The sequence below is a fragment of the Marinobacter alexandrii genome (genome assembly GCF_005871205.1).
Lineage (GTDB): Bacteria > Pseudomonadota > Gammaproteobacteria > Pseudomonadales > Oleiphilaceae > Marinobacter > Marinobacter alexandrii.
Genome location: NZ_SWKM01000011.1, coordinates 262,776 through 286,591 on the forward strand (window position 1 = coordinate 262,776; position 23,816 = coordinate 286,591).

The 23,816-nt window shown below is 59.4% G+C and carries 23 protein-coding genes; 8 read left to right on the plus strand and 15 right to left on the minus strand.

All coding sequences use genetic code 11. From position 1 onward, the window contains the following. Positions 1–78: 78 nt before the first annotated feature. Both pbpG and FCS96_RS01390 read left to right on the plus strand, forming a co-directional pair. Positions 79–1,011, plus strand: coding sequence for a D-alanyl-D-alanine endopeptidase (gene pbpG / locus FCS96_RS01385; RefSeq protein WP_228263998.1), 933 nt, complete (start codon positions 79–81; stop codon positions 1,009–1,011). Between the two features lie 23 nt (positions 1,012–1,034). Then, on the plus strand, positions 1,035–1,514 hold the full coding sequence (locus FCS96_RS01390; RefSeq protein ID WP_138438454.1) for an asparaginase domain-containing protein: 480 nt from the start codon (positions 1,035–1,037) through the stop codon (positions 1,512–1,514). A 7-nt stretch (positions 1,515–1,521) separates the two neighbouring features. Here the strand turns inward: FCS96_RS01390 and rsuA are convergent, their stop codons facing one another. Genes rsuA through FCS96_RS01405 form a run of 3 tightly spaced genes read right to left on the minus strand, consistent with a single transcriptional unit; the run spans position 1,522 to position 4,508 of the window. Further along, entirely contained in the window at positions 1,522–2,217 is a 696-nt protein-coding gene (gene rsuA, locus FCS96_RS01395) for a 16S rRNA pseudouridine(516) synthase RsuA (protein ID WP_138438455.1), read from the minus strand. A 2-nt stretch (positions 2,218–2,219) separates the two neighbouring features. Further along, positions 2,220–3,248, minus strand: a complete 1,029-nt coding sequence (locus FCS96_RS01400) for a metal-dependent hydrolase (RefSeq protein ID WP_138438456.1) — start codon at positions 3,246–3,248, stop codon at positions 2,220–2,222. Positions 3,249–3,254: 6 nt separating this feature from the next. Then, the gene (locus FCS96_RS01405; RefSeq protein WP_138438457.1) at positions 3,255–4,508 is read right to left on the minus strand and encodes a lytic murein transglycosylase; all 1,254 of its coding nucleotides are present in this window, start codon (positions 4,506–4,508) and stop codon (positions 3,255–3,257) included. Between the two features lie 243 nt (positions 4,509–4,751). Here FCS96_RS01405 and FCS96_RS01410 point away from each other — a divergent pair, with 243 nt between their 5' ends. Continuing rightward, positions 4,752–5,630, plus strand: a complete 879-nt coding sequence (locus FCS96_RS01410; protein ID WP_138438458.1) for a response regulator — start codon at positions 4,752–4,754, stop codon at positions 5,628–5,630. A 3-nt stretch (positions 5,631–5,633) separates the two neighbouring features. Here FCS96_RS01410 and phoR read toward each other — a convergent pair whose 3' ends face one another. The 5 genes from phoR to FCS96_RS01435 all read right to left on the minus strand — a co-directional run bounded on the left by phoR (position 5,634) and on the right by FCS96_RS01435 (position 9,861). Then, the gene (phoR, locus tag FCS96_RS01415) at positions 5,634–6,959 is read right to left on the minus strand and encodes a phosphate regulon sensor histidine kinase PhoR (RefSeq protein WP_138438459.1); all 1,326 of its coding nucleotides are present in this window, start codon (positions 6,957–6,959) and stop codon (positions 5,634–5,636) included. Positions 6,960–7,003: 44 nt separating this feature from the next. Beyond that, the gene (gene phoB / locus FCS96_RS01420) at positions 7,004–7,696 is read right to left on the minus strand and encodes a phosphate regulon transcriptional regulator PhoB (protein WP_138438460.1); all 693 of its coding nucleotides are present in this window, start codon (positions 7,694–7,696) and stop codon (positions 7,004–7,006) included. A gap of 75 nt (positions 7,697–7,771) precedes the next feature. Then, entirely contained in the window at positions 7,772–8,659 is an 888-nt protein-coding gene (ubiA, locus tag FCS96_RS01425; RefSeq protein WP_138438461.1) for a 4-hydroxybenzoate octaprenyltransferase, read from the minus strand. Positions 8,660–8,741: 82 nt separating this feature from the next. Then, entirely contained in the window at positions 8,742–9,323 is a 582-nt protein-coding gene (locus tag FCS96_RS01430) for a chorismate--pyruvate lyase family protein (protein WP_138438462.1), read from the minus strand. After that, a complete protein-coding gene (locus tag FCS96_RS01435; RefSeq protein ID WP_138438463.1) occupies positions 9,304–9,861 on the minus strand; it encodes a hypoxanthine-guanine phosphoribosyltransferase in 558 nt (185 codons plus the stop codon). Before FCS96_RS01435 ends, FCS96_RS01430 begins: the two co-directional genes overlap by 20 nt. Before the next feature lie 282 nt (positions 9,862–10,143). Between FCS96_RS01435 and FCS96_RS01440 the strand changes: the two genes are divergently transcribed. From FCS96_RS01440 to FCS96_RS01450, 3 genes are read left to right on the plus strand one after another with little or no spacing between them, the layout of a single operon-like run. Further along, positions 10,144–10,311: a rubredoxin gene (locus FCS96_RS01440; RefSeq protein ID WP_138438464.1), complete on the plus strand. Its 168-nt coding sequence runs from the start codon at positions 10,144–10,146 to the stop codon at positions 10,309–10,311. 18 nt (positions 10,312–10,329) lie between these two features. Further along, complete coding sequence (locus tag FCS96_RS01445) at positions 10,330–11,484, plus strand: NAD(P)/FAD-dependent oxidoreductase (RefSeq protein WP_138438465.1); 1,155 nt, start codon at positions 10,330–10,332, stop codon at positions 11,482–11,484. 55 nt (positions 11,485–11,539) lie between these two features. Then, positions 11,540–12,394 carry an acyl-CoA thioesterase gene (locus FCS96_RS01450; protein WP_138438466.1) on the plus strand — a complete coding sequence of 285 codons (855 nt, stop codon included), beginning with the start codon at positions 11,540–11,542 and terminating at the stop codon, positions 12,392–12,394. On the opposite strand, the gene FCS96_RS01455 is transcribed toward FCS96_RS01450, so the two are convergent. The 3 genes from FCS96_RS01455 to FCS96_RS01465 all read right to left on the minus strand — a co-directional run bounded on the left by FCS96_RS01455 (position 12,385) and on the right by FCS96_RS01465 (position 16,696). Further along, a complete protein-coding gene (locus FCS96_RS01455) occupies positions 12,385–14,958 on the minus strand; it encodes an EAL domain-containing protein (RefSeq protein ID WP_228263999.1) in 2,574 nt (857 codons plus the stop codon). The two genes, FCS96_RS01450 and FCS96_RS01455, sit on opposite strands and share 10 nt — an antisense overlap. 103 nt (positions 14,959–15,061) lie before the next feature. Next, positions 15,062–15,508, minus strand: a complete 447-nt coding sequence (locus tag FCS96_RS01460; protein ID WP_138438468.1) for a flavodoxin — start codon at positions 15,506–15,508, stop codon at positions 15,062–15,064. Between the two features lie 84 nt (positions 15,509–15,592). Beyond that, positions 15,593–16,696: a GGDEF domain-containing protein gene (locus tag FCS96_RS01465; protein WP_138438469.1), complete on the minus strand. Its 1,104-nt coding sequence runs from the start codon at positions 16,694–16,696 to the stop codon at positions 15,593–15,595. A 206-nt stretch (positions 16,697–16,902) separates the two neighbouring features. Between FCS96_RS01465 and FCS96_RS01470 the strand changes: the two genes are divergently transcribed. Next, positions 16,903–18,462 (plus strand): inorganic phosphate transporter, encoded by a 1,560-nt coding sequence (locus tag FCS96_RS01470; protein ID WP_138438470.1) that lies wholly within the window; start codon positions 16,903–16,905, stop codon positions 18,460–18,462. Between the two features lie 93 nt (positions 18,463–18,555). Next, positions 18,556–18,822, plus strand: a complete 267-nt coding sequence (locus tag FCS96_RS01475) for a hypothetical protein (protein ID WP_041340099.1) — start codon at positions 18,556–18,558, stop codon at positions 18,820–18,822. 164 nt (positions 18,823–18,986) lie between these two features. On the opposite strand, the gene panP is transcribed toward FCS96_RS01475, so the two are convergent. From panP to FCS96_RS01495, 4 genes are all read right to left on the minus strand, one after another. After that, entirely contained in the window at positions 18,987–20,663 is a 1,677-nt protein-coding gene (gene panP / locus FCS96_RS01480; RefSeq protein ID WP_138438471.1) for a pyridoxal-dependent aspartate 1-decarboxylase PanP, read from the minus strand. Between the two features lie 193 nt (positions 20,664–20,856). Further along, a complete protein-coding gene (locus tag FCS96_RS01485) occupies positions 20,857–21,195 on the minus strand; it encodes a DUF503 domain-containing protein (RefSeq protein WP_138438472.1) in 339 nt (112 codons plus the stop codon). A 152-nt stretch (positions 21,196–21,347) separates the two neighbouring features. Beyond that, positions 21,348–23,048, minus strand: a complete 1,701-nt coding sequence (locus FCS96_RS01490) for an isovaleryl-CoA dehydrogenase (RefSeq protein ID WP_138438473.1) — start codon at positions 23,046–23,048, stop codon at positions 21,348–21,350. Positions 23,049–23,050: 2 nt separating this feature from the next. Next, complete coding sequence (locus FCS96_RS01495; protein WP_138438474.1) at positions 23,051–23,683, minus strand: TetR/AcrR family transcriptional regulator; 633 nt, start codon at positions 23,681–23,683, stop codon at positions 23,051–23,053. Positions 23,684–23,816 lie beyond the last annotated feature (133 nt).

Below are 23,816 nucleotides of genomic sequence, written 5' to 3' on the forward strand. Positions count from 1 at the left end.
TATAATCAGGCCAGATTTCATCCGGGCAGATCGATCGTCTGCCCGGATTAAGCCATAGAACACAGGAACGGAACTATTTTGAACTCAGGTTTTGCACGGTCCGGCGTGCGCGACGTGATGTCATACGTCGTCTATTTATTGTTACTCGCCCTACCTATGGCTGCCTCGGCCCAGCAGGGCCCGAACCTAGCCTCGGTTAACGCTGCCGCGGCCCTGGTGGATGAAGATGGCATCCTGTTTGGCAAGCACGCCGATCGCCCGGTGCCAATCGCTTCATTAACCAAGGTGATGACGGCGCTGGTTGTGCTGGATTCCGGTGAGCCGCTGGATGAATGGCTAACCTTCAACAAACGCCACACCCCGGCAGCGGCTAACGCCTACAGCCGGATACGGATTGATTCCGAGATGCGTCGTTCCGCTGTGCTGCGTATTGCCCTGATGTCGTCTGAGAATTTTGCCGCCTACACCCTGGCTCGAAGTCACCCCGGGGGTTTTGATGCCTTTGTCGAGGCCATGAATGCCAAGGCCAGGAAGTTGGGCATGACGCGAACCCAATTTGTCGATCCTACCGGTCTTTCGGTGGGCAATGTCTCCACCGCGGCCGATCTGGTGAAGCTGGCGAAAGCGGCGCTCCGGCACCCGGAGATTCGCGAATACTCGACTACCGGCTATTACCGGGCCTGGTTCCGCAGCCCCCGCTATAGCCTGTCGTTCGGCAATACCAACGCCCTGGTGCACCGTGACAGCTGGGGCGTAACCCTGAGTAAGACTGGCTATCTCAGCGATGCGGGCCGGTGCCTGGTGATGGTCTCGGAGATGAATGGCCAGCAGGTGGTCACGGTGCTGCTGGATTCGCTGGGCACTCGTTCACCTATGGGTGATGCCGGCCGCATCAAACGCTGGCTGGATACCGGCGCCAAAGGCCAGGTGGCCAGGGCGGCACGACGCTACGAACGATCAAAGAATGCGGCTTACGCGTCCGCCAGCGATAATGCCATCAGTACGAACTAACACCAACAGGAAACCGAGCCGTCATGATTCAGATTTTCACCACCGGTGGTACCATCGACAAGGTGTATTTCGACGCCAACAGTCAGTTTGAGGTGGGGGCTTCGCTGTTGTCGGAGTTGCTGGCGGAGTCCAATATCCACGACGGCTACCGGCTGCAGGAATTGATGCGCAAGGACAGTCTGGAAATGACCGATGCTGATCGGCAGGCAGTGCTGGAGGCGGTCACCGCCTGCGAGTGCGACCGGATCCTGATCACCCACGGCACCGATACCATGCCCGACACTGCAGCTGCACTGGCCAAACTGGAAGGCAAGACCATTGTGCTTGTCGGTGCCATGCAGCCGGCCCGTATGCGTCGCACCGATGCCCTGTTCAATATTGGATTCGCCTGGTCGGCCGTGCAATTGTTGTCGCCGGGTGTGTACATCGCCATGAACGGCGAGGTGTTTGAAGCAGGGTCTGTGCGCAAGAACCTGAAAGCCCAGCGGTTCGAACGGACCTGAGCCCGTCTCAACCGCCTGAGGCCACTTCCTCAGCCGTCAGTTCCCGGAACTCGCCGGGGCCCAGCGTCGGGTCCAGCGCGATGCTGCCGATGCGACTGCGATGCAGAGCCTCTACGTGATTGCCCACCGCTGCCAGCATGCGTTTAACCTGATGGTAGCGGCCCTCCGAAATGGTCAGCTCGATCACTTTGTCCTCCACCATTCGAACCTGCGCTGGCCGGGTAGGGCTGGGGTCATTGCGTAACAGCAGTCCCTGTTCCAAACGACGGGCAGCGTCCGGGGTGAGCGGATCGCTCAGGCTGACCCGGTAGGTTTTCGGGCATTCCACCCGTGGCGAGGTCAGCCGATGCGACCACTGGCCGTCGGTCGTCAGCAGCAGTAACCCCGTGGTGTCGATGTCCAGCCGGCCGGCAATGTGCAGGGTGTGCGCAATGTCACCTGGAAGCAGGTCCAGCGCGGTTGGGTGGTCGCTGTCCTGGGTGGCACTGACCACGCCGACAGGTTTGTTCAGCATCAGATAGCGCTCGCCAGGTAGTGTGCAGACTTGCCCATCCAGGGTGACCTCAACCGTCGCCGATATCTTGGCGTTGGCCGATTTGCAGGGCTCGTCATCAAGGCGCACCCGGCCGGCACTAATGGCGCGCTTGGCCTCCTTCCGTGACAGCTCGGTGCTGGTGGCGATGAACTGATCCAGTCGCGTCATGGTCAGCAACTTTGACCCGGATCGGGGATAGCCAGGTCGGCCAGGCAGATGATGGGTGCTTCACCCGTGAGCCGCGCCCATAACAAGCCGAGCGCGTTCGGATCAAGCGGCGGTCGTGGTGTTTGACTGCTGTTGACCGGTTGCAGCGCATCGCCATTTTGCTGTGCCAGTACAAAGGTAAACGGATGGGCTCCTGGAATGCCCAGACGGATGTCAGTGGCGGTAACTTGGTTGGCTGTTACGCTGTATTCCAGAAATCCCTGGGTGAACCACTCGAGTCGCTGGGCCTCGGGAAAGTCCGCTACGGCCTGGGCCAGGTCTGGGCGGCGTGGAAAATACTCCAGATTCAGTGGCGTATTGCCATCAAAGAACCCGGTGACAATCTCCACATGATCGCGCTCAGTGAGCGCGGTAGCGCGCCAGAGCACGGTGTTAAATGGCATGGGCTGGACCAGCACCCGGGATTCCTGCAGGCCGGCCTGGGCTAGCACCGGCTGGACCCGGTCACTGATGATCTGTTGGGCAAACAGGGTCCAGCCCAGGTACAGACTGGACAGCGCCAGCCCGGCCATGATGGCGCCGGTCGCCGGTGGCCGGAGCAGAAACGCCAGGCAGCCGGTCAGCAGCGGCAGGGTATAGAGTGGATCGATAATAAAGATACTGCTGAGGGCGACCGGGCCACCGAGCGGCCAGAACAACTGGGTACCGTAGGTGGTAAAGCTGTCCAGGAGCGGGTGCGTGACCAACACGAGCAACGTCAGCGTCAGCCAGCGTTGAAAACCCAGCGCTGGGCGCCAGCGCCAGAGCCCCCACGCCAGCGCAATTGCCAGTGGTATCAGAACAAACAGGGAATGGGTAAACCCGCGATGCTGGGTAAAATTGGCCACCGCGGAGCCGTAATCGATCACGACATCCAGATCGGGCAGGGTGCCAAGGGCGGCTCCGGTGATCAACGCGGTCCGGCCCAGTGTCTTGCCGGCTACGGCTCCGGCAATTGAGGCACCCAGTGCCATTTGGGTAATGGAGTCCATTGTTAGTTACCGGTCCGTCGTGATCCCCAGTTTGTCCAGCACCGTCTGCCCTGGGTATCCGTCGGCGACCAGGCCAGAGGCGGATTGGTATTTCCGGATGGCGGAGCGGGTTCCCGAGCCAATGATGCCGTCGGGCTTACCGCTGTCGAAGCCGCGCTGGTTCAACGAGCGCTGCAGGTCGAGAATGGCAGCCCGGGACAAGGCAGGCACGTCTTCCGGCGGCGGATTCTGCAAGCCACCGGCGCCAGCCACGCGGTCGGCCAGGTGGCCAACGGCAATGGCGTAGAACTCAGAGCGGTTCCAGCCCATGATGACTTTGAAGTTGTGATAGGCCAGGAAGGCCGGCCCTTGGTGACCGGCCGGGACCACCAGCGATGCTTCGATAGGCTCATCGGCCAGGGCTTTGCCAAAGGCATCGGTGATGCCAAGTTGCCGCCACTTGCTCAGCGGCAGTCGACGGCCATCGGCCAGGGCGTAATCAAACTTTTTGGGTAGCAGGACCTCCCGGCCCCAGCGATAGTCCGGGTTCCAGCCCATGGATTCGAGAAACTTGCCGGCCGACATCATCGCGTCCGGCAGGCTGTGCCACAGGTCCCGTTTGCCATCGCCATCGGCGTCGACGGCGTGCTTGAGAAAGACCGTGGGCATGAACTGCACGTGCCCCATGGCGCCGGCCCAGGAACCTTCCATCTGCTTGGCCGGAATATCGCCGTCATCAATGATGCGCAGGGCGGCGATCAGTTGTTCGGTAAAAAAGCTGCTGCGCCGTGGGTCGCAGGCTAGGGTGGTCAAGGCGCTGGGCACTGACATCTTGCCAAAGTAACTGCCGAAGTTGGTCTCAAGGCCCCAGAAGGCTACCAGGTAGGGCGCCGGTACGCCGGTTTCTGCGGTTACCCTGTCAAGGAGCTCGTTGTGCTGCTCCAACAACATCCGGCCTTTATCGATGCGGTCCTCGTTCACCCGCCTGCCAAGGTAGTCAGCGAAGGTGGTGGTGAACTCAGGCTGACGACGGTCCAGTTCAATGACCCGGTCCAGGTATTCAACGTCGGCCATGACGGAACGGGTGGTTTCCTGGCTCACGCCGGCCGCCATCGCCCGGTCCTGTAGTCGTGCCTTGCATTCGCCGAAGGTGTCCGTGGGCGCTGAGGTAGTTGTGTCCTGACCGAGGGCGGGCAAAGCCAGGGTGGTCAGCAGACCGGTGATCGACAGGCGGAATACGGTACTCCGTTGGGGCAGAATCCTTGCAAACGCGTTCAGCACACAAAACCTCGGCACAATTACGATGGTGTGAAATTCCCGGGGACCATGGTAGCGCGTTTTGGAACGACAGAAATACCGTCCAGGGCCCTTCCGAGTGACAATTGTTTAACGTCGGGGTTCCGTTCTTTGGATCACTCAGTGCCGTTTGTCGTCTTTTTTTGTTGCTGTGGGGTTTCCGTTGCTGTCCTTTGTTTTATAGTGGAGCGATAACAATGCGCCTGTGGATAACGTAAGGTCTGAATAATGGCAACGCTGAAAGCGCTGGTGGTTGATGATGCCAGCTTCGTAAGGGATCTGGTCAAACGCACGGTGCGTCAGCGGTTCCCGGTCATTGACACCACCGATGCCCAGAATGGTCGACGTGCCCAGTCACTGATGTCCCGCACGGCTTTCGATCTGGTGCTCTGTGATTGGGAAATGCCGGAGATGTCGGGGCTGGAGCTGTTGCAGTGGATGCGTCAGCAACCTCAGTACCAGAAAGTACCCTTCATCATGATCACCAGCCGGGGCGACAAGGATCACGTCATCGAAGCGGTCAAGGAAGGGGTGTCTGAATATCTGGGCAAACCCTTCAGCCCGGAAGGCCTGAGCAAGAAGATCATCAAGGTGATGGGCAGCAAGTTGAAAAACGCCATGGACCGGGGTGGCAAATCCATGGAGAGCCCGGCCGATGCGTTCAAGGAATCGGCGACACTGTTGACCCAGAAGCGTGAACCGGCCCCGGAGCCCGCCGCCCAGCCATCGCCGGAGTCGCCATTGCTGGCGGGTAATACTGGCACAGCCAGTCGCGCCCCGGCCCGAGCCTCATTGACCCTGGCCTCGGTGCGATTCGCCGACAGTACCCTCAAGTCTGTGATCAAGGACATCAATCTCACCGAAGTAAGAGTGTTGGCAAAGCGTGACCAGGTGTTCCCGGGAATACTGGACCAGGCTGTCGTCGACATCGAGATCGCTGAGGGGCAGATGGCGCGCCTGAATGGCTATGTCCATCAGTTGCAGGCGGTCGATAAACGCCAGGATACCGACTTTGTCAGTGTCACCATCCGGTTTGTCGACGAAGACCCCAAGAAACTGGAAGACCTTTCCCGCTTTGTGGCCCGTTTTCGGGCCGGTTCCCGTTAGCCGTCAAGCGTCGGAACCGGTCTTCTCGGGTACCCGTTCAACCAGACGCTCCCGGGGGAAGTGGCAGATAAATTCGCTGCCGGAGCCAATACTACTGCGAATATCCAGAGTGCCATCGTGGTTCAATAACACATGCTTGACGATGGCCAGGCCAAGGCCGGTGCCGCCGGTATCCTTGTGGCGGCTGGGATCGGCCCGGTAGAAACGTTCTGTCAGCCGGGGTATGTGGATTGGGTCAATTCCGATGCCGGTATCTTTGACCGACAAATGAGCACCATCACGGTCGGTGAACCAACTGACCGTGATCTGGCCCTGGGGCGGGGTGTATTTCACCGCGTTGAAGACCAGGTTGGAGAATGCACTGCGCAACTGGCTCTCGTCCCCCCGTAACAGACGCCGGTCAGAAACCTGAACCGAAAGCTGGTGCTGCTTGTCGCCACTTAGGGCCTGGGCGTCCCGGCAAATCTGCTCCAGTAGCTCCTCAACGTCGGTCAGGCTGTCGTGGACGGTCTGCTCCCCGGTTTCAATCTTGGACAACAGGATCAGATCGGTAATCAGCGCTTCCATTCGGGACGACTGGGCCGACATGGTGTTGATTGCCCGGCGCCATTTCGGCGGCAAGTCTTCAGCGTTGTCCACCAGGGTTTCCAGGTAGCCGCTGATCACCGTGAGTGGCGTGCGCATCTCGTGAGAGACATTGCCGACGAAGTCGCGACGCATCTGCTCAAGCTGGTACAGACGGGTCACGTCCTTGGCAACAATCAGCCGGTCGTCGTCACCAAACAGGCTGATCTGAATCTGCAGGTGGATGTGAGGTTTGGCGGGCGAATGAATTTCCAAGGGCTCGCGGTAATTGCGGGAGTCGAAATAGCTCTTGAACGCCGGCGTGCGAATCAGGTTGTGAATGAGCTGGCCGTGGTCGGTGGTGCGGCGAAAGCCCAGCAGGTATTCCGCGGAGCCGTTCCACCATTCCATGGCACCCCTATGGTCGGTCATCACCACACCGTCGCGCATGGCGTTGGTGGATTCCTGAACACGGTTGATCTGGGCCCGAAGCCGGTCCTGGGTGGTCAGGTGAGTCTGATGCAGTTTGTGCAGGTAGTCGAAAATGTCGCCCCACAAGCCCACGCTCTGAGGCGCCTGCTCAGACGCATTGGGGTTCCCGAGCCATTTGTACAGGCGCCCGATTTGCTTCAGTGTCCACCAGAGGTAAACCGCCACGGCAAAGGTAAACCCGTAAACGGGAGAGCCGAAGTACAGGCCGATCAGCGTTGCGCCGATGATCCCGCTAATTATCAAACGGACATGCCGTGACCAGTTGTGCTGCATCAAACGCTGCCTTGTCTAATGAACGGAGCTGATGCCCGGGCCGGCTAGGCGGCCCTGGTTGAGAACCGGTACCCCGTTCCCCTCACCGTCTGGATCAGGTGATCATACCCGTCTCCCAGTGCCTTGCGCAGCCGGCGAATGTGGACATCAACGGTCCGCTCTTCTACGTAAACATTGCCTCCCCAGACCTGGTCCAGGAGTTGGGAGCGAGTATAAACCCGTTCCTGGTGCGTCATGAAGAACTGAAGCAACCGATATTCGGTCGGCCCCATTGTCAGTTCGCCCTTACCGGTGGTCACCCGGTGCCCGATCGGGTCCAGGGTGAGACCATCCACTTCGATGGGTGTGTCGACGCCCGGTGGTGTTGTCCGGCGGAGTACCGCCTTCAGGCGTGCTACCAGCTCACGGGGGCTGAACGGTTTGGTGATGTAGTCATCTGCGCCCACTTCCAGACCCTGGATCTTGTTGTCTTCTTCCACCTTGGCGGTGAGCATAATGATTGGGATGTCTGCGGTCGCCTCTTCTTTTTTGAGGCGTCGCGCCAGTTCAACGCCGCTGGTGCCGGGTAGCATCCAGTCTAGCAGGATCAGATCGGGCAGTTTGTCGACGATCAGGGCGTGGGCTTCCCGGGCATCCTTTGCCTCTATGTAGTCGTAATCCGCCATTTCGAGAGCCACCGCGATCATTTCCCGGATGGGCGCTTCGTCATCGACGATCAGGACAGTTTTTCCAGACATAAGCTAAACCTGTGTCAGACCTTGTTGTATTGCTGCCTCATTACACAGCGACAATATGACAAGTATATGACAGCGTCAGGCGATCATCAGGTCAAGCACCAGTCCGGTAAACACCGAAAATCCGGCCCAGTTGTTGTTCAGGAAAGCTTTAAAACAGCCATCTCGGGATCGCTCACGGGCCAAAAACTGCTGGTAGATGAACAGGCAGGCCATGCCGACCAGACCCAGGTAGTAGAGGCTGCCAAGCTCTGCGTGGCTGCCGACAATCATCAGGATCAGCACCACCATGGTTTGCAGGATGGCAATGATGACCCGGTCGGCTTCACCAAACAGGATGGCGGTGGACTTGATGCCCACCTTCAGGTCGTCGTCGCGGTCGACCATGGCGTAGAAGGTGTCGTAAGCCACGGTCCAGAGCACATTAGCGGTAAAGAGCAACCAGGTAATCTGGCTGACTCCGTCTGCCTCGGCCGCCCATGCCATCGGAATGGCCCATGAAAACGCTGCCCCCAGAAACAGCTGGGGTAAGTAAGTGTAGCGCTTCATGAACGGATAGATAAACGCCAGCAACGCCCCGCCGAAGGAGAGGTACATCGTCAGGGTGTTGGTGAACAGCACTACCATTAGAAACGAGACCAGGCAAAGGCCGGCAAACAGAGCCACTGCCTCCCAGGCTTTGATGCGCCCCGCGGTAAGTGGCCGGTCTTGGGTGCGTTTGACGTGGCGGTCCCAGTCCCGGTCGGCGAAATCGTTAATGGCGCAACCGGCGGCCCTCATGAAAAACACACCCAGGGTAAACACGATCAAATTCCCAATGGCCGGGCTGCCATCTCCCGCCAGCCACAGGGCCCAGTAGGTCGGCCACAGCAGGAGAAGGCTGCCGATGGGGCGGTCTATCCGCAGCAACCGGGCGTAGTCGGCAAGCCGGTTCTGGAGATGATCGGGCATGGCGTCGAGAAGCATAGGCTTGATCCGTGTGCAGATGCAGGTGAGCGGGTGATGCCCGGATTATAGCCAGTGGCGGGCGGCGGATGAAAGGCGGCGGTTAGTCGAACAGGTCGGGGAGCAGGTATTCACCCACCAGCAGGCATTGCTGGCGGTGGCAGAACATAGAGCGCCGGGCCATGGCCGGCTGGCCACTGACGACCCGGTTGCATAGGCCAGTTTCCAGCGGGCCACGCTGCCAGTCCGGGCTGCTGAACAGGTAGGCGCCCAGGGGGCGGTTGCCAAGGTGGCGCAGCCGCCGTCCCCGGCCTTCCAGGCAGGCCAGTGGGATGATGGTTCGGGCCAGAACCCAGGGCTGGTCGTCGCCACAGAGCCGGACTTCGCGAATCCAGGCTCGCTGTCGGGCCGGCAGGCCCAGGTGCTGCGCCTCTTCCCGGGTGGGGACCGCAAAGCCCTCGTGTTGCACCTCAACGTGGAAGGTCTCGGTGCACTGGCGCTGCAGGGCCCGGGTAAACGAGCCCTCCACCTGCAACCAATACCTGGCCGGGCCGTGCACCTGGGGATTACGAAGCCCGGCCGCGGCCAGGGAACGGTACCAATCCGTCGGCGGAATGGTCAGGCGACCCTGATCAGAGTGACCGGAGGTTGGGTGGGCGCCGGTGTCAAAGTCCTTTGACGGCATAAATTCCAGGCGCGTTGCGCCAGTAGCCCTTGTAGTCCATGCCAAAACCGAACAGGAAGCGATCCTCTACTTCCAGGCCAGTGAAATCCGCCTTCAGCCCAGGCTGGGCCTTGCGATCGTGTTGCTTGTCGACCAGAACCGCGGTCAGAACTTCCTTGGCGCCGTGAGCCCGACAGTAATTGGCTATGGCGCAAAGCGTCGTACCTTCATCAAGAATATCGTCAACGATGACAATGGTGCGGTCCTGCATGTCCGCTTCCGGACGAAGTTTCCATTCGAGAATGCCACCGGTGGTTTCCTGACGGTAACGGGTGGCGTGCAGGTATTCGGCCTGCACCGGAAATTTCAGCTGGGTCAGCAGTTGGCCGGTCAGGATGAGGCCACCGTTCATGACACAGAAAAGCAGTGGATTGCTATCTTTCAGGCGGTCAGTAAGTGCGACAGCCAGGTTGCCAATGGCGGCGTGCACCTGCTGTTCGGCGACCAGGCAGTCGGCTTCTGCCATTACCTGATTCATTTCGGCGACGGTATCGGTCATAACGGTCGGTCCTGTCGTAAAACGGGCGATTATACCGGAGAGGGGCGCTCGAAGGGAGAGGGAGTATTGGGCCCTATGTCTGTATTTATGGCTATTGGCAGAAAACCCCGGAAGTGTCCGTCGACGCTGGCATTGGTCAATTCCGGGGTGATGGGTATGATGGCTGCCTGACCAAAACGGTTGGCCGTGCGATGACGCTGGCCACTGTAAACCAAATTAAACAGTTGCGCGCATAATTGTCGGACAATTATTATCGCGTTCTGATCAACCGGGAGAGTAGTAATGAAGAAGTGGCAGTGTGTGGTGTGTGGCCTGATTTACGACGAAGCCGAGGGCTGGCCGGAAGATGGCATCGTGCCCGGCACCAAATGGGAAGATGTGCCAGAGGACTGGGTTTGCCCGGACTGTGGCGTGGGTAAAGAAGATTTTGAAATGATTGAGATTGGCTGATCCCCTCGGAGCACGGATATGACTGAACAGGCCCCCATCGTTATCGTCGGTACCGGGTTGGCCGGCTATTCGCTGGCGCGGGAAATGCGCAAGCTGGATAAGGAACAACCCATTATCATGGTGACCGCCGATGATGGCGTCAGCTACTCCAAGCCCATGCTGTCTACGGGCTTTACCAAGGGTAAGGACGCCAATGGTCTGGCCCAGGCCTCCACCGATACCATGGCGGAACAGCTGAACATCGAGCTGCGTACATTCGCCACCGTTACCGGGATCGATACCGAGGCTAAGGCGCTATTGCTGGGCGAAGAACGGCTTGAATACAGCAAGCTGGTGCTGGCCTGGGGGGCTGACGTGATACGGCTGTCAATCGACGGCGATGGCTTTGAGCATGTGTTCTCAATCAACGACCTGCTGGACTACCGGGCCTTTCGCAAGGCGCTGGCCGGCGGCAAGCGGGTCGCGATCATGGGCGCGGGTCTGATTGGCTGCGAATTTGCCAATGATCTGCGCAATGGTGGCTACGAGGTTGATGTGATTGCGCCCTCGGATGTGGTCATGCCTGGTCTGCTGCCGGAGCCTGCCGCCGCCGCAGTACAGCACGAGCTGGAAAATTTGGGCGCACGCTTCCATCTGGAAACCGTGGTCGAGCGCATCGATCGTGCCGAACAGGGCGTCACACTCACGCTGGCTAACGGTGAGTATGTGCATGCGGACCTGGTGATTTCCGCGGTTGGTCTGCGTCCGCGCACTGAACTGGCTCGCGCCGCCGGCATTGAGACCGGGCGTGGCATAACGGTCAATCGCGCGTTGGAAACCTCGGCTCAGGATGTCTACGCCCTGGGCGATTGCGCCGAAGTGGACGGCCATGTGCTGTTGTACGTGCTGCCCCTGATGGCCTGTGCCAGGGCGCTGGCGAAGACCCTCATCGGCGAGCGCACAGAAGTGAAGTACGGCACCATGCCGGTGATGATCAAGACGCCCTGCTGCCCCACGGCGGTGTGTCCGCCGGCACCGGAAGCCGACGGCGAATGGCATGTCGAAGCCGAGGGCTCGGATGTCAAGGCGCTGTTCCGCAGTCCCGAAGGTGAAGTACTTGGATTTGCCGTGACCGGGCGCTTTGCCATGGAGAAGCAGGCTCTGTCCAAGGAAGTGCCGCCCCTTCACCAGTGATCCCACGGTGAGCTCGACATCGACTTCATAGGCTTATTAATTGACAGGAGCAGGCATGCTTGAGGTAACGAAAAAGCTGGTCGATCTGCTGGATCTATCGCCCATTGGCGATGACCACTTTCAGGGTGACAGTGAAGATTTGGGTTTCCCCAATGTCTTCGGTGGCCAGGTGCTAGGCCAGGCCCTGATGGCGGCCAGTCGCACCGTTGAGGGTCGGCTGTGCCACTCCCTCCATGCCTATTTTTTGCGCCCCGGCAATCACAGCATGCCCATCGATTACGAGGTCCAGCGGGTGCGGGATGGGGGCAGCTTTTCTGTTCGCCGGGTGATTGCGCGTCAGGGCGGCAAAGAGATCCTGACCGGTTCCATGTCGTTCCAGGTGTCAGAGCAGGGCTTCGAACACCAACTGACGATGCCAGACGCACCGGATCCCGATACCCTGAAATCCGAGCACGAGTGGGGCCGGATAATGGCCCCCAAAGTGCCAGAGCGCCTGCGGGATTCGCTCACTCGTGATCGGCCCATCGAGATTCGGCCGGTTGATCCGGTCAACCCGTTTCAGCCGGAGAAGCGCCCGCCGCACAAGCAGAGCTGGTTCCGGGCCCAGGGCCAGCTGCCGGACGACCCGGTGTTGCACCGGTGCCTGCTGACCTACGCCTCGGACTTCCAGTTCCTGGGCACCTCACTCAACCCCCATGGCGTGACCTTCATGAGCAAGAACATGCAGGTGGCCAGTCTGGATCACGCAATCTGGTTTCATCGGGATTTCCGCATGGACGAGTGGCTGCTGTACGACAAAGACAGCCCCAGCGCGTCAGCAGGGCGAGGTTTTAATCGTGGCAACTTCTTCAATCAGCAAGGTGGCCTGGTGGCCTCGACCACTCAGGAAGCGTTGATCCGTCAACGCTGACTCGTCAGCGCTTCAGGGAATTCTGTGGTCTGGTTTGCTGACTGGCGCAGCCAGTCCAGAGCGTCGTTGAAGGGCAGGGGGCGGGCCAGCAGGAAACCTTGGATCATGTCGCAGCCCATCTCTCTGAGCAACTTAGCGGTGGCCTCGTCTTCAACGCCTTCCGCCACCACCGAATACCCAAGACTGTGGCACATGTCGATCGTGGTCTGGACGATCACCCGATCCTCGGCCCGGGTGGCCAGTTCCGAGATCAGTGATCGGTCAATCTTGATTTCCTTGGCAGGCAACTGCTTGATGTAGGACAGCGACGAGTAGCCCGAGCCAAAATCATCGATCGAAACCGGGATGCCGGTGTCGCTCAGTTGCTTCAGCGCGGTCAGGGAATTGGCCGGATCCTGCATCATGGAGGTTTCGGTAACCTCGAAGGTAATGCGGCCCTGGTGCCTAGGAAAACTGCACATCAGGCGCTGCACATAGCTGGGGAAATCCGGCTCTCGCAGATTGTTGGGGGAGATGTTGACGGCAATGCCGATATTCCAGCCATGTTCCAGAAGCCGGCTGCGCATGGCCAGAGTCTGTTCCAGGACCCAGCGGGTGAGTGGTTTGATCAGCCCGGTCTGCTCCGCCAGCCCGACCACCTCGTCCGGGCGCAACTGGCTCTGTTTGTCCGGCCATCGAATGAGCGCTTCCATGCCGACCACCTCACCACTGGCCAGTGACACCTTGGGTTGCAGGTACAGCGACAGGCTGTTGTTGATCAGGGCCTGGCGTAACTCCGAGACAATGGTCAGCCGGTCAGCACTGAAAGAATCCCGCGATGGCTTGTAGTAGGCCATTCCCCGCTCCCTTGCCCGCTCGGTGCCGGCGGCAATGACGGCGCGGCGAATCAGGGTGTTGGCATCGCTGCCGTGGTTCGGAAACACGGCGACTCCCAAGCGGGCATCCAGCGGCACCTGCATGCCGAGATAGTCGATCGGGTAGCGGATATCGTCGAGCGTTTTGACTACCTCGCGAGGCGTCCTTTCGGTGACTTGCGCGTCCACCACAAAGGCAAATGTCTGGGGGTCCAAAAACGTCAGGAAATAGCTGCGTTCGTCAGTTTGTTCTGTGGCGATGGCGCCGGGAAGGTTACGGATGGCGGCGTTGTAGTGCTTAGAGGCCAGCGCCAGGATGTTATCGCTGTTGCGGTGGCCCAGGGTCTTGGTGACCGAATCCTGATTGTTCAGGTGAATGACGGTGATGGCATAGCGCTTTTCCGGGTTGCGCATCGTCAGGTCATTCAACATCATTTCAAAGCTGCTGCGGTTGGGCAGTCCTGTCAGGGGGTTGTGCAGGGCATGGTCCATCAGCTTGAGTTCTGCTGATCGTCGTGCCGCCATGGCTCGCAACTCGGCTTCCCTGGCTTCCACTTTATTCTGCCGCTCCTGGAAGATGCGCACTGCCAAGGCCATGGCCAGCAGTATTGCCTGCAGTGCCGAGCCGATCTGCATGCCGTAGACCGTCACGAAATTGTTCGGCAGTAGGCCGTATTTGTTGGCGGCCGTGATAGCGGTTCCCAATGTTAAAGCGCCCCAGGCCAGCGAATAGTAGGCGGCCTGTCGGTTACCTCGCAGCCACTGTTGGGGGCCAATCAGCGTAAGCAGTAAATTTGTGGGGATGGACAAAGCCACTACCAGCCGGATTGCCGTGCTGTAGTCGGCGACAAACGTGGCCATCCCTGCCGCTGCGTTAACTGCCATGGCCAGTGCCAGCGTGCGTTTCAGGGCAGCACTGGTTTTTCCTAAGTTCAGGAACGCCTGGGCGAACCAGAGCGTAAAGATCATGGCGGCAGGGACACTCAGCAGCATCGCGCGGTTCTGGATATCGGGGCTAGTCGGCCAGAGCACCTGGAAAGTGATGCCGTTCAGGGTGCCAATGAGCAGCAGGTAGCTCAGTGTCGACAGCACGTAGAGCAGGTATACCCGCTCCCGCAGAGCCACGAAGACGAACAGGTTGAACAGGATGGCCGCGATCAGGATGCCATAGTAGACCGCATGCACCTGATCCTCGATAAAGGAGCTTTCGAAAAACGACTGGTCGTTCCAGAGCGTAAAGGGGACCTGCATTGCGCCGCTGGTGCGAACCTCGAGCAGGATTTGATACTTGGCGTCATTCGGTCGTTCAAACGGGAACAGAAAGTTTCGGTGCAGAATCGGGCGTTGCTGAAATGGGAAGTTGTCGCCGGTGGTGACAGTGCGGACAACGGTGCCGTTTTCAACCAGAAAAAACCGGACCTGATCGAGGTGCGAATAACTGATTTCCAGCAGATTCAGGTTCGGCTGGTCCGGGACTGGAAGTTTCAGCCACAGGGTATCAGGGATATAGCCGAAATTAGGACTCCGGTCTTTCAGCGGCCGCCATTGGCTGGAGGTCAGGAGCTCGCTGGCAGACGTTTCAGTGCCGGGCTGAACGGTCAGGTAGCTGGTCTGGGGGAATTGAACAACGCCGGCCCCCCAGCTTGGTTGGGCGATCGCGAAGAGCAACAGCAAGGCTGCACAGAGTCTTGGCCAGTGGGTGAATGTCACGCAGTACCGCTTTTTGTTTTCGTTATGGTTGCGAGTATGGCTGCTCAAGGACGCGGGCTCAAGACCTTGCACTGGTACTGGTCGTCGTTTTGCAGCCCTTAACTCAGATTTTTTCCAGCCACTCCCGAACCCAAGGCAGTGCCTCAGCTTCCGGTTCGGTGGTTTCCAGTGCATCGATGCGCAAGGTGTCGCCGACTTTGCGTGCCGCGGTTTCAAACAGGGCCTCTTCCATCAGGTCGCCGGCACCGCAGAAGGTGTCGCCATAGGAGCTATCACCCAGGACAATCACGCCGAAGGGCCGGCCCGGCTGCTGGGGCAGCTGATCGCGCAAGGTCACGTAGAAGGGCAGCAGGTTGGCGGGCACTTCACCCTGGCCGGTGGTGGAGGTGCACACCAGCAGCGCGTCGTCGTTGCCGGTCATATCTTCAAGCGATGGGTTTTCAAGCACCGTAACGGTGTGGCCTTCGGTATCGAGGGTTTTCTTGATGTCCCGGGCGGTCAGCAGGGCTCCCCCATACACACTGCCCACCAGAATACGTATAGCTGTCATTGTGGTTCCTGTTTGCTGGTAACACCCGGCTCGGGGCGACGATATTGATTTGGACGTTGATCATAAAGACCGTCGTCGGGTCACTCAACCTTCAACGTCGGCGGCCTTGCTGGTGTCCCGTCTGCGAACCCGGGGGGCAATGCGGTTGCGACCATCTCTCTTGGCGCTGTACAGATAGACATCGGCCTGTTTCAGCAGCTCGTCGATGGAGGCGGCCTTGGCGATGGAGCAGACACCGGCGCTGATGGTGACCGGTAGTTCAGTGCCACGAAACCGAAACGGTGTTTGGGCGACTTCTGAGCGCAGTCGCTCGGCCAGCGTCAGCGCCTGGAGCAAGGAGGTGTCGGGCAGCAGGATCAGGAATTCCTCACCGCCCCAGCGGGCCGCAACGTCGGTTTGTCGGATGACGGTTCGCATCAGGGCGGAGAATGCCTTGAGTACTTCATCACCGGCGTCGTGGCCGTGCTGGTCGTTGATACCCTTGAACAGGTCCAGGTCAATCAGGGCGATGGAGAAATGGTGTCCGGAGCGCTGGTAGCGGGAGAACTCCGCAGTCAGCCGATGGTGCATGTCGCGACGGTTGGACAGGCCGGTCAGTTCGTCGGTCTTGGCCGCCTGCTCGTGGTTTTGTGCCAGTGTAACCAGTTCGTTGCGCGCCTTCAGGCGACTGGCTTCCAGTACAAAGCACAGAACCGATTCGAAGGTCAGGGTGGCAAAGAAGCGGATTTTGAAGTCGGTACTGTATTCGGTGCTCACCATGGGCAGCCCAGGGAACTGGAAAACAATGACTGCAACCAGGTAACAGAACAACAGTACCGCCGTGCCGGTCTTCAGACTGGTCAGATAGAACAGCAGTGGCGGAAACACATAGAACCAAAGGGGCCCGGTATTACTCTCTCCGCCGGAGGCAATGAGATAGGTGAACAGCAGCCAGACCATCAGTAGCAGGCCACCTTTCTGTGCGGCCCGGTTACCGGTCTGGGCGAAGTACGCCATGTTGATGATGACCACCAGGGCGAAAAGCCAGAGTACCCAGGCGTGACCATGGTGGTTGGCATACCAAGCCTTGGCGCCAATGCCGACCAGGAACAGGATAGCCATGGCGGACAGCCAGGTGATCAAGCGTGATACCTGAGCGTCTTCGTGCTCTCCATCGGCGAGCTGGCCGCTGATCGACTGGTTGGTCATGGGAACCTTGGTGCGAGTTTTTGTGATTTTGGCGCAACTTTCCAGATTATGAGGCAATTAGCCGTAGGTTTACATCCATTGGCTGTTCGTAATGTGATCTGTGCGATCGATAGCCGTTTTATTTCATTTTGATGACAAAGAATTTATAGTTGCGGCCGGTACACAACGCCAATCTCCCATTCAGACCAATCGAGACCCAATTTCTTATGGCCCGTTCAATCGGACTCTTGGATACTCTCCTCACCAGCCCCACCACGGAACGGTATAGGGTCGGAATCAGCCTTCTGTTTCTCCTCGGCATCTGGCTGACCGTTGGTTCTTTCAGCCAGGGCATGCCTAACAGCATGTTGCTGATGGCTGCGGCCGTTATCGGCGGCTACATGGCGATCAATATCGGTGCTAACGACGTTGCCAACAACGTCGGTCCGGCGGTCGGTTCGGGCGCCCTGTCACTCGGCGCCGCCGTCATTATAGCTGCTATTTTCGAATCGGCCGGGGCGTTGATCGCCGGCGGCGATGTGGTCTCCACCATCAAGGGTGGCATCATCGATCCGTCCTCGTTGAGCGACAGCCAGGCCTTCGTCTGGTTGATGACCGCTGCACTTCTGGCCGGCGCGCTCTGGCTTAACCTGGCGACCTGGATGGGTGCACCGGTTTCCACCACCCATTCCATTGTTGGTGGTGTTCTGGGTGCCGGCATTGCGGCCGGTGGCTGGGGCATCGCCGATTGGGCAGTGATGGGCAAGATCGCCGCCAGTTGGGTGATTTCTCCGGTGCTTGGTGGCGCCCTGGCGGCACTGTTCCTGTTCGTGGTCAAGAAAACCGTACTCTATCGCAAGGATGTGATTCCGGCGGCGCGCACTTTCGTGCCAGTACTGGTGGCGATCATGGCCTGGGCCTTTGGCACTTACCTGATGATCAAGGGTGTCAAAAAGGTGGTGAAGGTCGACTTCCTGGACGCAGCCCTGATCGGTCTGCTGGCGGCTGCGATCGTCTATTTCGCGGTCCGCACCCTGGTCGGCCGTCGCGCGGCGACCATGGAGAATAATGCCGCCGGTGTGAACACCCTGTTCACCTGGCCATTGATCTTCGCCGCCGCGTTGCTCAGTTTCGCCCACGGTGCCAACGACGTCGCCAACGCCATTGGTCCGCTGGCGGCCATCAACGATGCGCTGTCATCCGGTGGCGTAGTGACCTCCGCCAGCATCCCGTTGTGGGTGATGATGGTCGGGGCACTGGGCCTGGCGGTTGGTCTGATGCTGTTCGGTCCGCGCCTGATCAAAACAGTAGGTAGCGAAATTACCGAACTGGATAAGACCCGCGCCTTCTGTGTCGCGCTCTCGGCAGCCTTGACTGTGATCGTGGCGTCCCAGCTGGGGCTGCCGGTCAGCTCCACCCACATCGCTATCGGTGGCGTGTTCGGTGTTGGTTTCCTGCGGGAATATCTGAAATCCAATTACGCGACCCAGCTGCACAAGATCATGGAACACCATGATGAGGACGAGCAGAAGCGCCTGAAGCCGTTCCTGGATAATTTCCGCGATGCCTCCGTCGAGGAGATGGAAGATCTGCTGAAACAGGCCAAGAAGCAAAAGCAGGTGCCGCTGTCAAAATCCGAGCGCAAGCGCCTGAAGAAGATTTACCGGGAAGAGATGGTCAAGCGGTCACACTTATTCAAGATCGCCGCGGCATGGATTATCACGGTTCCTGCCTCCGCAATCATGGCGGCCATCCTGTTTTTCACCCTGCGCGGGCTGATGATCTGATAGGCTGGCCGTCGCTGGTCACTTTGGCCATACTATTTGCAAGAAGGGGGGCGCGCCTGTGCCCCCGGCAACCGATTATCCGTGGAGTGAACAATGAGTACATCTGTTGAAAGCCAGCAGGCCAAGATGATTGATGAGCTGAGAGTGTTCATCAAGAAAGTCTTGAGTGAGCCGACCATCGCCGTCAAGTCCATGGAAATTGCCCGCAAGTATCGCAACGAGCCCAATGCGAATGAGATCATTGCCCGGGAAATCAGCGCGAACACCACAATCCGGATTCCGGAGAGCTGGAGCAAGGCGGACCACATGTTTCTCGATATCATCCACGAGGTGCTGGATGACGAAGAGGCGCTTTATTGAGATTGGCTACGATTACTGAGTTTTGAGCGCGGAAGGCAGACGCCTGGGCAAAACCGTGCGGAGCCATGGATGGCGGAGCCGAGCGTACAGGGACGTATTTACAGCGTGTTTTGACTAGGCGTTTGCCTGCCTCGCACCCCCCCCCCAAACCTGAGGGGTTGAGCTCAGGCCTGCCTGGCACTCCGTTCGTGCTGCTTCAGCACCGCATCGGCCATCTGATGCAGAATATGCATTTCGTCCTCAATCCCTTCTTCCGCCGAAAGTTCCCGCTGTTCGATCAAGATATCGCTCAGGATTTCCCGCGTGGTCAGTGGGTTCGCCAGTACCACCCGGAACACAATGCATGGGAAATGGTCGTAGCGTGAAGGTTCCAGCCGGGTCCGTGAGACAAAGGCCTTGCCCCGCTCCCGCTGGGTTTTCTGGATGAATTTGGTGATGCGGTTCAGGCAGGTGTTGAGCTTTTCCGCTTGCAGGGGATCCGCGATTTCCAGTGCGTTCTGGACGGTCTCCGGGCAATAGCGGTAAGTCAGGATGTTCAGTTCTGGCCGTGTAATCAGCTCAAAGTCTGGCTCTTCCTCAATCATCTCGGCGAAGCTCCGGGCCTTCTCGATGCCCTGATCGATCAGGATTTCGTAGCCCTCCCGCGCCAGAATCTTCAATCCCGAGTGAATCAGCATGGACATGCCCGGGCGTGAGCCTTCCAGGGTGGTGCTGCCAAGGTCCCGCGAGCCCTTACGTATAATGTATTGGGCGTGATGCTCGACGGCACTGGCCAGGCTCGGATCCTTGAACACCACCAGGCCGACACCCATGGGCACGTAGAGCTGCTTGTGGGCGTCGAAGGTGACGGAGTCGGCCTTCTCGATGCCCCGCAGCAGGTGCTTGTGGGTCCGTGAGAACAGCGTTGGGCCACCCCAAGCGGCGTCGACGTGGAAATGGGCACCGAATTCCCGGGCGATGTCAGCCATGCCGTCAAGCGGATCGACGTTGCCGGTCTCGGTGGTGCCCGCTACACCGCAGATGGCCATGACCTTGATCTTCTGGCGGTGCAATTCCAGGCATTTGTCCCGCAGGGCGTCGGTCTGGATGCGATTTTCGTCGTCGGTATCTACCGGCACCAGGGCTTCACGGCCGAGACCGAGCACGTCGGCGGCCTTGCGCAGGGAGTAGTGCCCACGTCGGGACACCACGATGGCAGCGCCTTCGTAGCCATAGTATTTCAGGGCCCGGAACAGCCCTTCCTGATGCAGGCCGCGGAAGCTGCCTTCGGCCGGGAAAGCGCGGTTGCGCGCGACCCACAGTGCGGTCAGGTTGGCGACGGTGCCGCCGGAACACATGGCGCCCAATGCGTAGCGGGGATCGTGCATCCACTTACGATAGAAAGCGCCGTCTTCTTCATAGACCAGGCGGTGGATCATACCCAGCACCTGGCGTTCCATGGGCGTGAAGGCCTTGGAGGTCTCGGTTTTAACCAGGTTTTGGTTAAGCGCAATCATGATCTTGGACAGCGGCAGCATGAAGTACGGCAGCGCGGACGTCATGTGACCGATGAAGGCGGGAGCGGCGGTGTGGACCGAGTTGGCCACCAGCTTGTCGAGGAGGAATTGCGCCTGCTCGGACACGAAGACGGGTTTTTCCGGGATGGCGTAGTCGGAGAAGTCTTTTTCGACGTCCGACAGGTCCCGCTCAACCGCGACGATGTGTTCCTGCAGAAAGCCGGCAAGGTTGTTGGAGATATTCTGGTCGATCCGACTCAACGTGGATTCCGGAGCCTCGGGCACCGTGAACACGCGATACATCGCCTCGACTGAGGCCTGGGCGGATTTCTTCTTTCCGGTCATAGGTGCCACACATGATCAGCGGTTATCCGTTGGGCCGGTTCCGGATGCCCGACGGATATGGCCGGAGTGTCGATCCGGCGATTTAAAACTGGCCACCTGCGGTCGGCAGGTGCTCTGACATCCCTGAGGAACCGTAGTATACGGGCTGGAGAGGCCATACGCTACAAGGCCCCATTGCAGTGTAGATAGTGGATCAGAGAATTTCCCGGTGCACATCCAATATAGCGGCATCGACGCGCTCTTCGATGGCTTTTTCAATCTGGTCGAGGCGCTGGGTGATCTGCTGGGATGAGGTGCCAAGGGCTGCGATGGTCCAGGTCGCGCAATCCAGTGCGTCCAGGTCGGCGGTCTCCGCGACCGCCAGGTCTGGCTCTTTGCCCCAGACTGCGCGCAGGGCGGTAAAGACCTTGCGCTTGGCCTTGAGGTCTTCGCAACCATAGAGCTGGAAGTGCAGGGTCAGTACGCCCACGTGCGGGGTAATCACCGGCTGTGCGCTGGACTGGTTCAGGAGTTTTCTCAGGGCTTCAGACATTTTAATCCGTGCATGAGGGGCCGGGGCGAAGTCTCTGAAACCCGCTCAAGCACGTCCATGTGACGCTTGAGCTCCGCCATCCATGGCTCCGCACAGTTTCAGAGACTCCGCCCCGCCCCCTCCTTGGCTTGCTTCAGGGACGTTGAATATCCTTAGCCTACTACAGGCGTTGCCCGTTTGATAATGGCGGCCGCGTCGGTGCCCGAAGGCAGGTTGCCGTAGTTCATGCCGCCGGCTGATTGCAGCCGCGAAGCGCAGAAGGCGTCGGCAACGGCGGGGTCTGAGTGGCGCAGAAGGAGCGATCCCTGCATGACCAGGGCCATGCGGTCAACCAGGTTGCGGGCCCTGTATTGGATATCGCTGATGTCGCCGAAGTCTTGCTGCAGCTGCGCCAGGAACAGATCGAAACGGCGGTCGGCGCCCTTGGCTTCGGAGGCTTCGCGGAAGAACGCATCCAGGGTTTCCGGTTCTTTTTGCAGTGCGCGGAGGGTGTCCAGGCACTGAACGTTACCGCTGCCTTCCCAGATGGCGTTGACCGGTGATTCCCGGAACAGTCGGGGCATGATGCAGTCTTCCATCACGCCGCTGCCGCCGATGCACTCCATGGCCTCGTAGGCGTGGTTGGGGGTGCGTTTGCAGATCCAGTACTTGCCAACCGGTGTGGCCAGGCGAGCCAGCAGGCGTTCGTGTTCCTGGTCCTGGTTGTCCAGGGCTCGGGCGATGCGCAGGGTGTAGGCCAGTGCCGCTTCGCTTTCTACTGCGAGATCGGCCAGCACATTCTGCATCAGCGGCTGTTGGTTCAGGCGGTTGCCGAAGGCGCTGCGGTGCCGGCAGTGGTGGGTGGCCTGTGCTACCGCCTGGCGCATGCCGGCGGAGCTGCCGATCATGCAGTCAAAGCGGGTCATTGCCACCATTTCGATGATGGTGGGCACGCCTCGGCCTTCTTCGCCAACCATCCAGGCCAGGGCGCCGCGCAGTTCAACTTCGCTGGAGGCGTTGGCGACGTTGCCCATTTTGTTTTTCAGACGCTGGATCTGCCAGGGGTTCTTGCTGCCATCGGGGCGCCAGCGGGGCATCAGGAAGCAGGACAGGCCTCCCCGGGAGTGAGCCAGTACCAGGAAGGCATCGCACATGGGAGCGGAGACGAACCACTTGTGGCCAACCAGTTCGTAGGCCTGGCCGGGGCCCTCGGCGCCGACCGGGAAGGCCTTGGTGCTGTTGGCGCGAACATCGCTGCCGCCCTGTTTCTCGGTCATCGCCATGCCGATGGTGACGCAGGCTTTCTGGCCATCGGGCACGTTGCGCGGGTCGTAGCGGTTGGCGAGGATGCGCTGCTCCCAGTCCCGGGCAAGTTCGGGCTGTTTCCGGATTGAGGGGATAGCGGCAAACGTCATGGTAATGGGGCAGCAATGCGCGGCTTCTACCTGAGAATGCAAGTAGTACTTGGCGGCCCGGGCCACGTGCGCACCCTTTCCGGGGTTGGTCCATGGACTGCTGTGCAGGCCATGTTCAAGGGCGATGGTCATCAGATCGTGGTAGGCCGGGTGAAATTCCACCTCGTCAATGCGATGACCGAAGCGATCGTGAGTCTGGAACACAGGCTTGTTGCTATTGGCCTTGAAGCCCAGGTCGATGGTGGCCGCAGCGCCTGCGAGCGCGCCAAACTGTTTCAGTTCCGGCGTGGCTGCTTCGGCGCCTTCACGGATGACCGCCTCCTGCAGAGCGGTGTCCTGCTCAAACAGGTTGTAGTTTGCCAGCGCCGGGGGCTGGTTGACCACGTCGTGGGTGCTGGCCAGGTATCGGTCCTCCTGGCCGTTGGTTGGGGTCTCGGAGTGAGGCTGCAGCGCGTTCATGGTTATCTCCTGGTGCCGGTCAGTCCCTGCATGCAAAAGCGGATGATGGAATTGACCAGCGCATCAGTGTTGTCAGGTGTCGCCGCCGGATTCTGGCCGGCCTGAGTTGGTGATAGTGGCCCTACAAGGCTTTCCGCGATGGCTCCCACCAGGCAGCTACTGCTTTGGCGGGCGTCCTGATCCGGAAGGCAGCCTTCGGAGATGCCTTCGCGAATCGCCGTTTCGAACAGGCTGGCGTAGGCCTTACGGTATTTCAGTCGTTCTTCTTCTACCTTCGGGTCGACCGGTTCGGCAATCAGCGACCACGCCATCATGGGGCCGCGCAAGGCGCGCTCGGCAAATTGCCTTAACGCTGTTTCCAGCCGGATTGCGGCGTTGCCTTGCGTTGCCAGTGCTTCTGAGACCTTGTCGACCTCGCGCTGGGTGGCTAGCCGGAACACGCCGGCAAACAGATCTTCCCGGGATTCAAAATGCCGGTAAATGGTGCCCGTGGCAACACCCGCGAGATCTGCAATTCGGGTAATACGAGCGCTTCGGAACCCGCCATCCACGACGCACTGGAAGGTGCAGTCAATAATCCGTTGCCGCGCCTCGGCCTTGCGCTGGCGCATCTTCTCGGTTTCACGATAAGCCATGCCGGCTCCCTTGAAGTAGTGAATCATCATTCATTCTTTGTGTCAATTTAATTGACGTCTGCTGTGGTCTCATTTTGTCACATAAAATCAGTACTTTATTTCTGTTTACAAAAAATTACAAAAAATCGGTTTG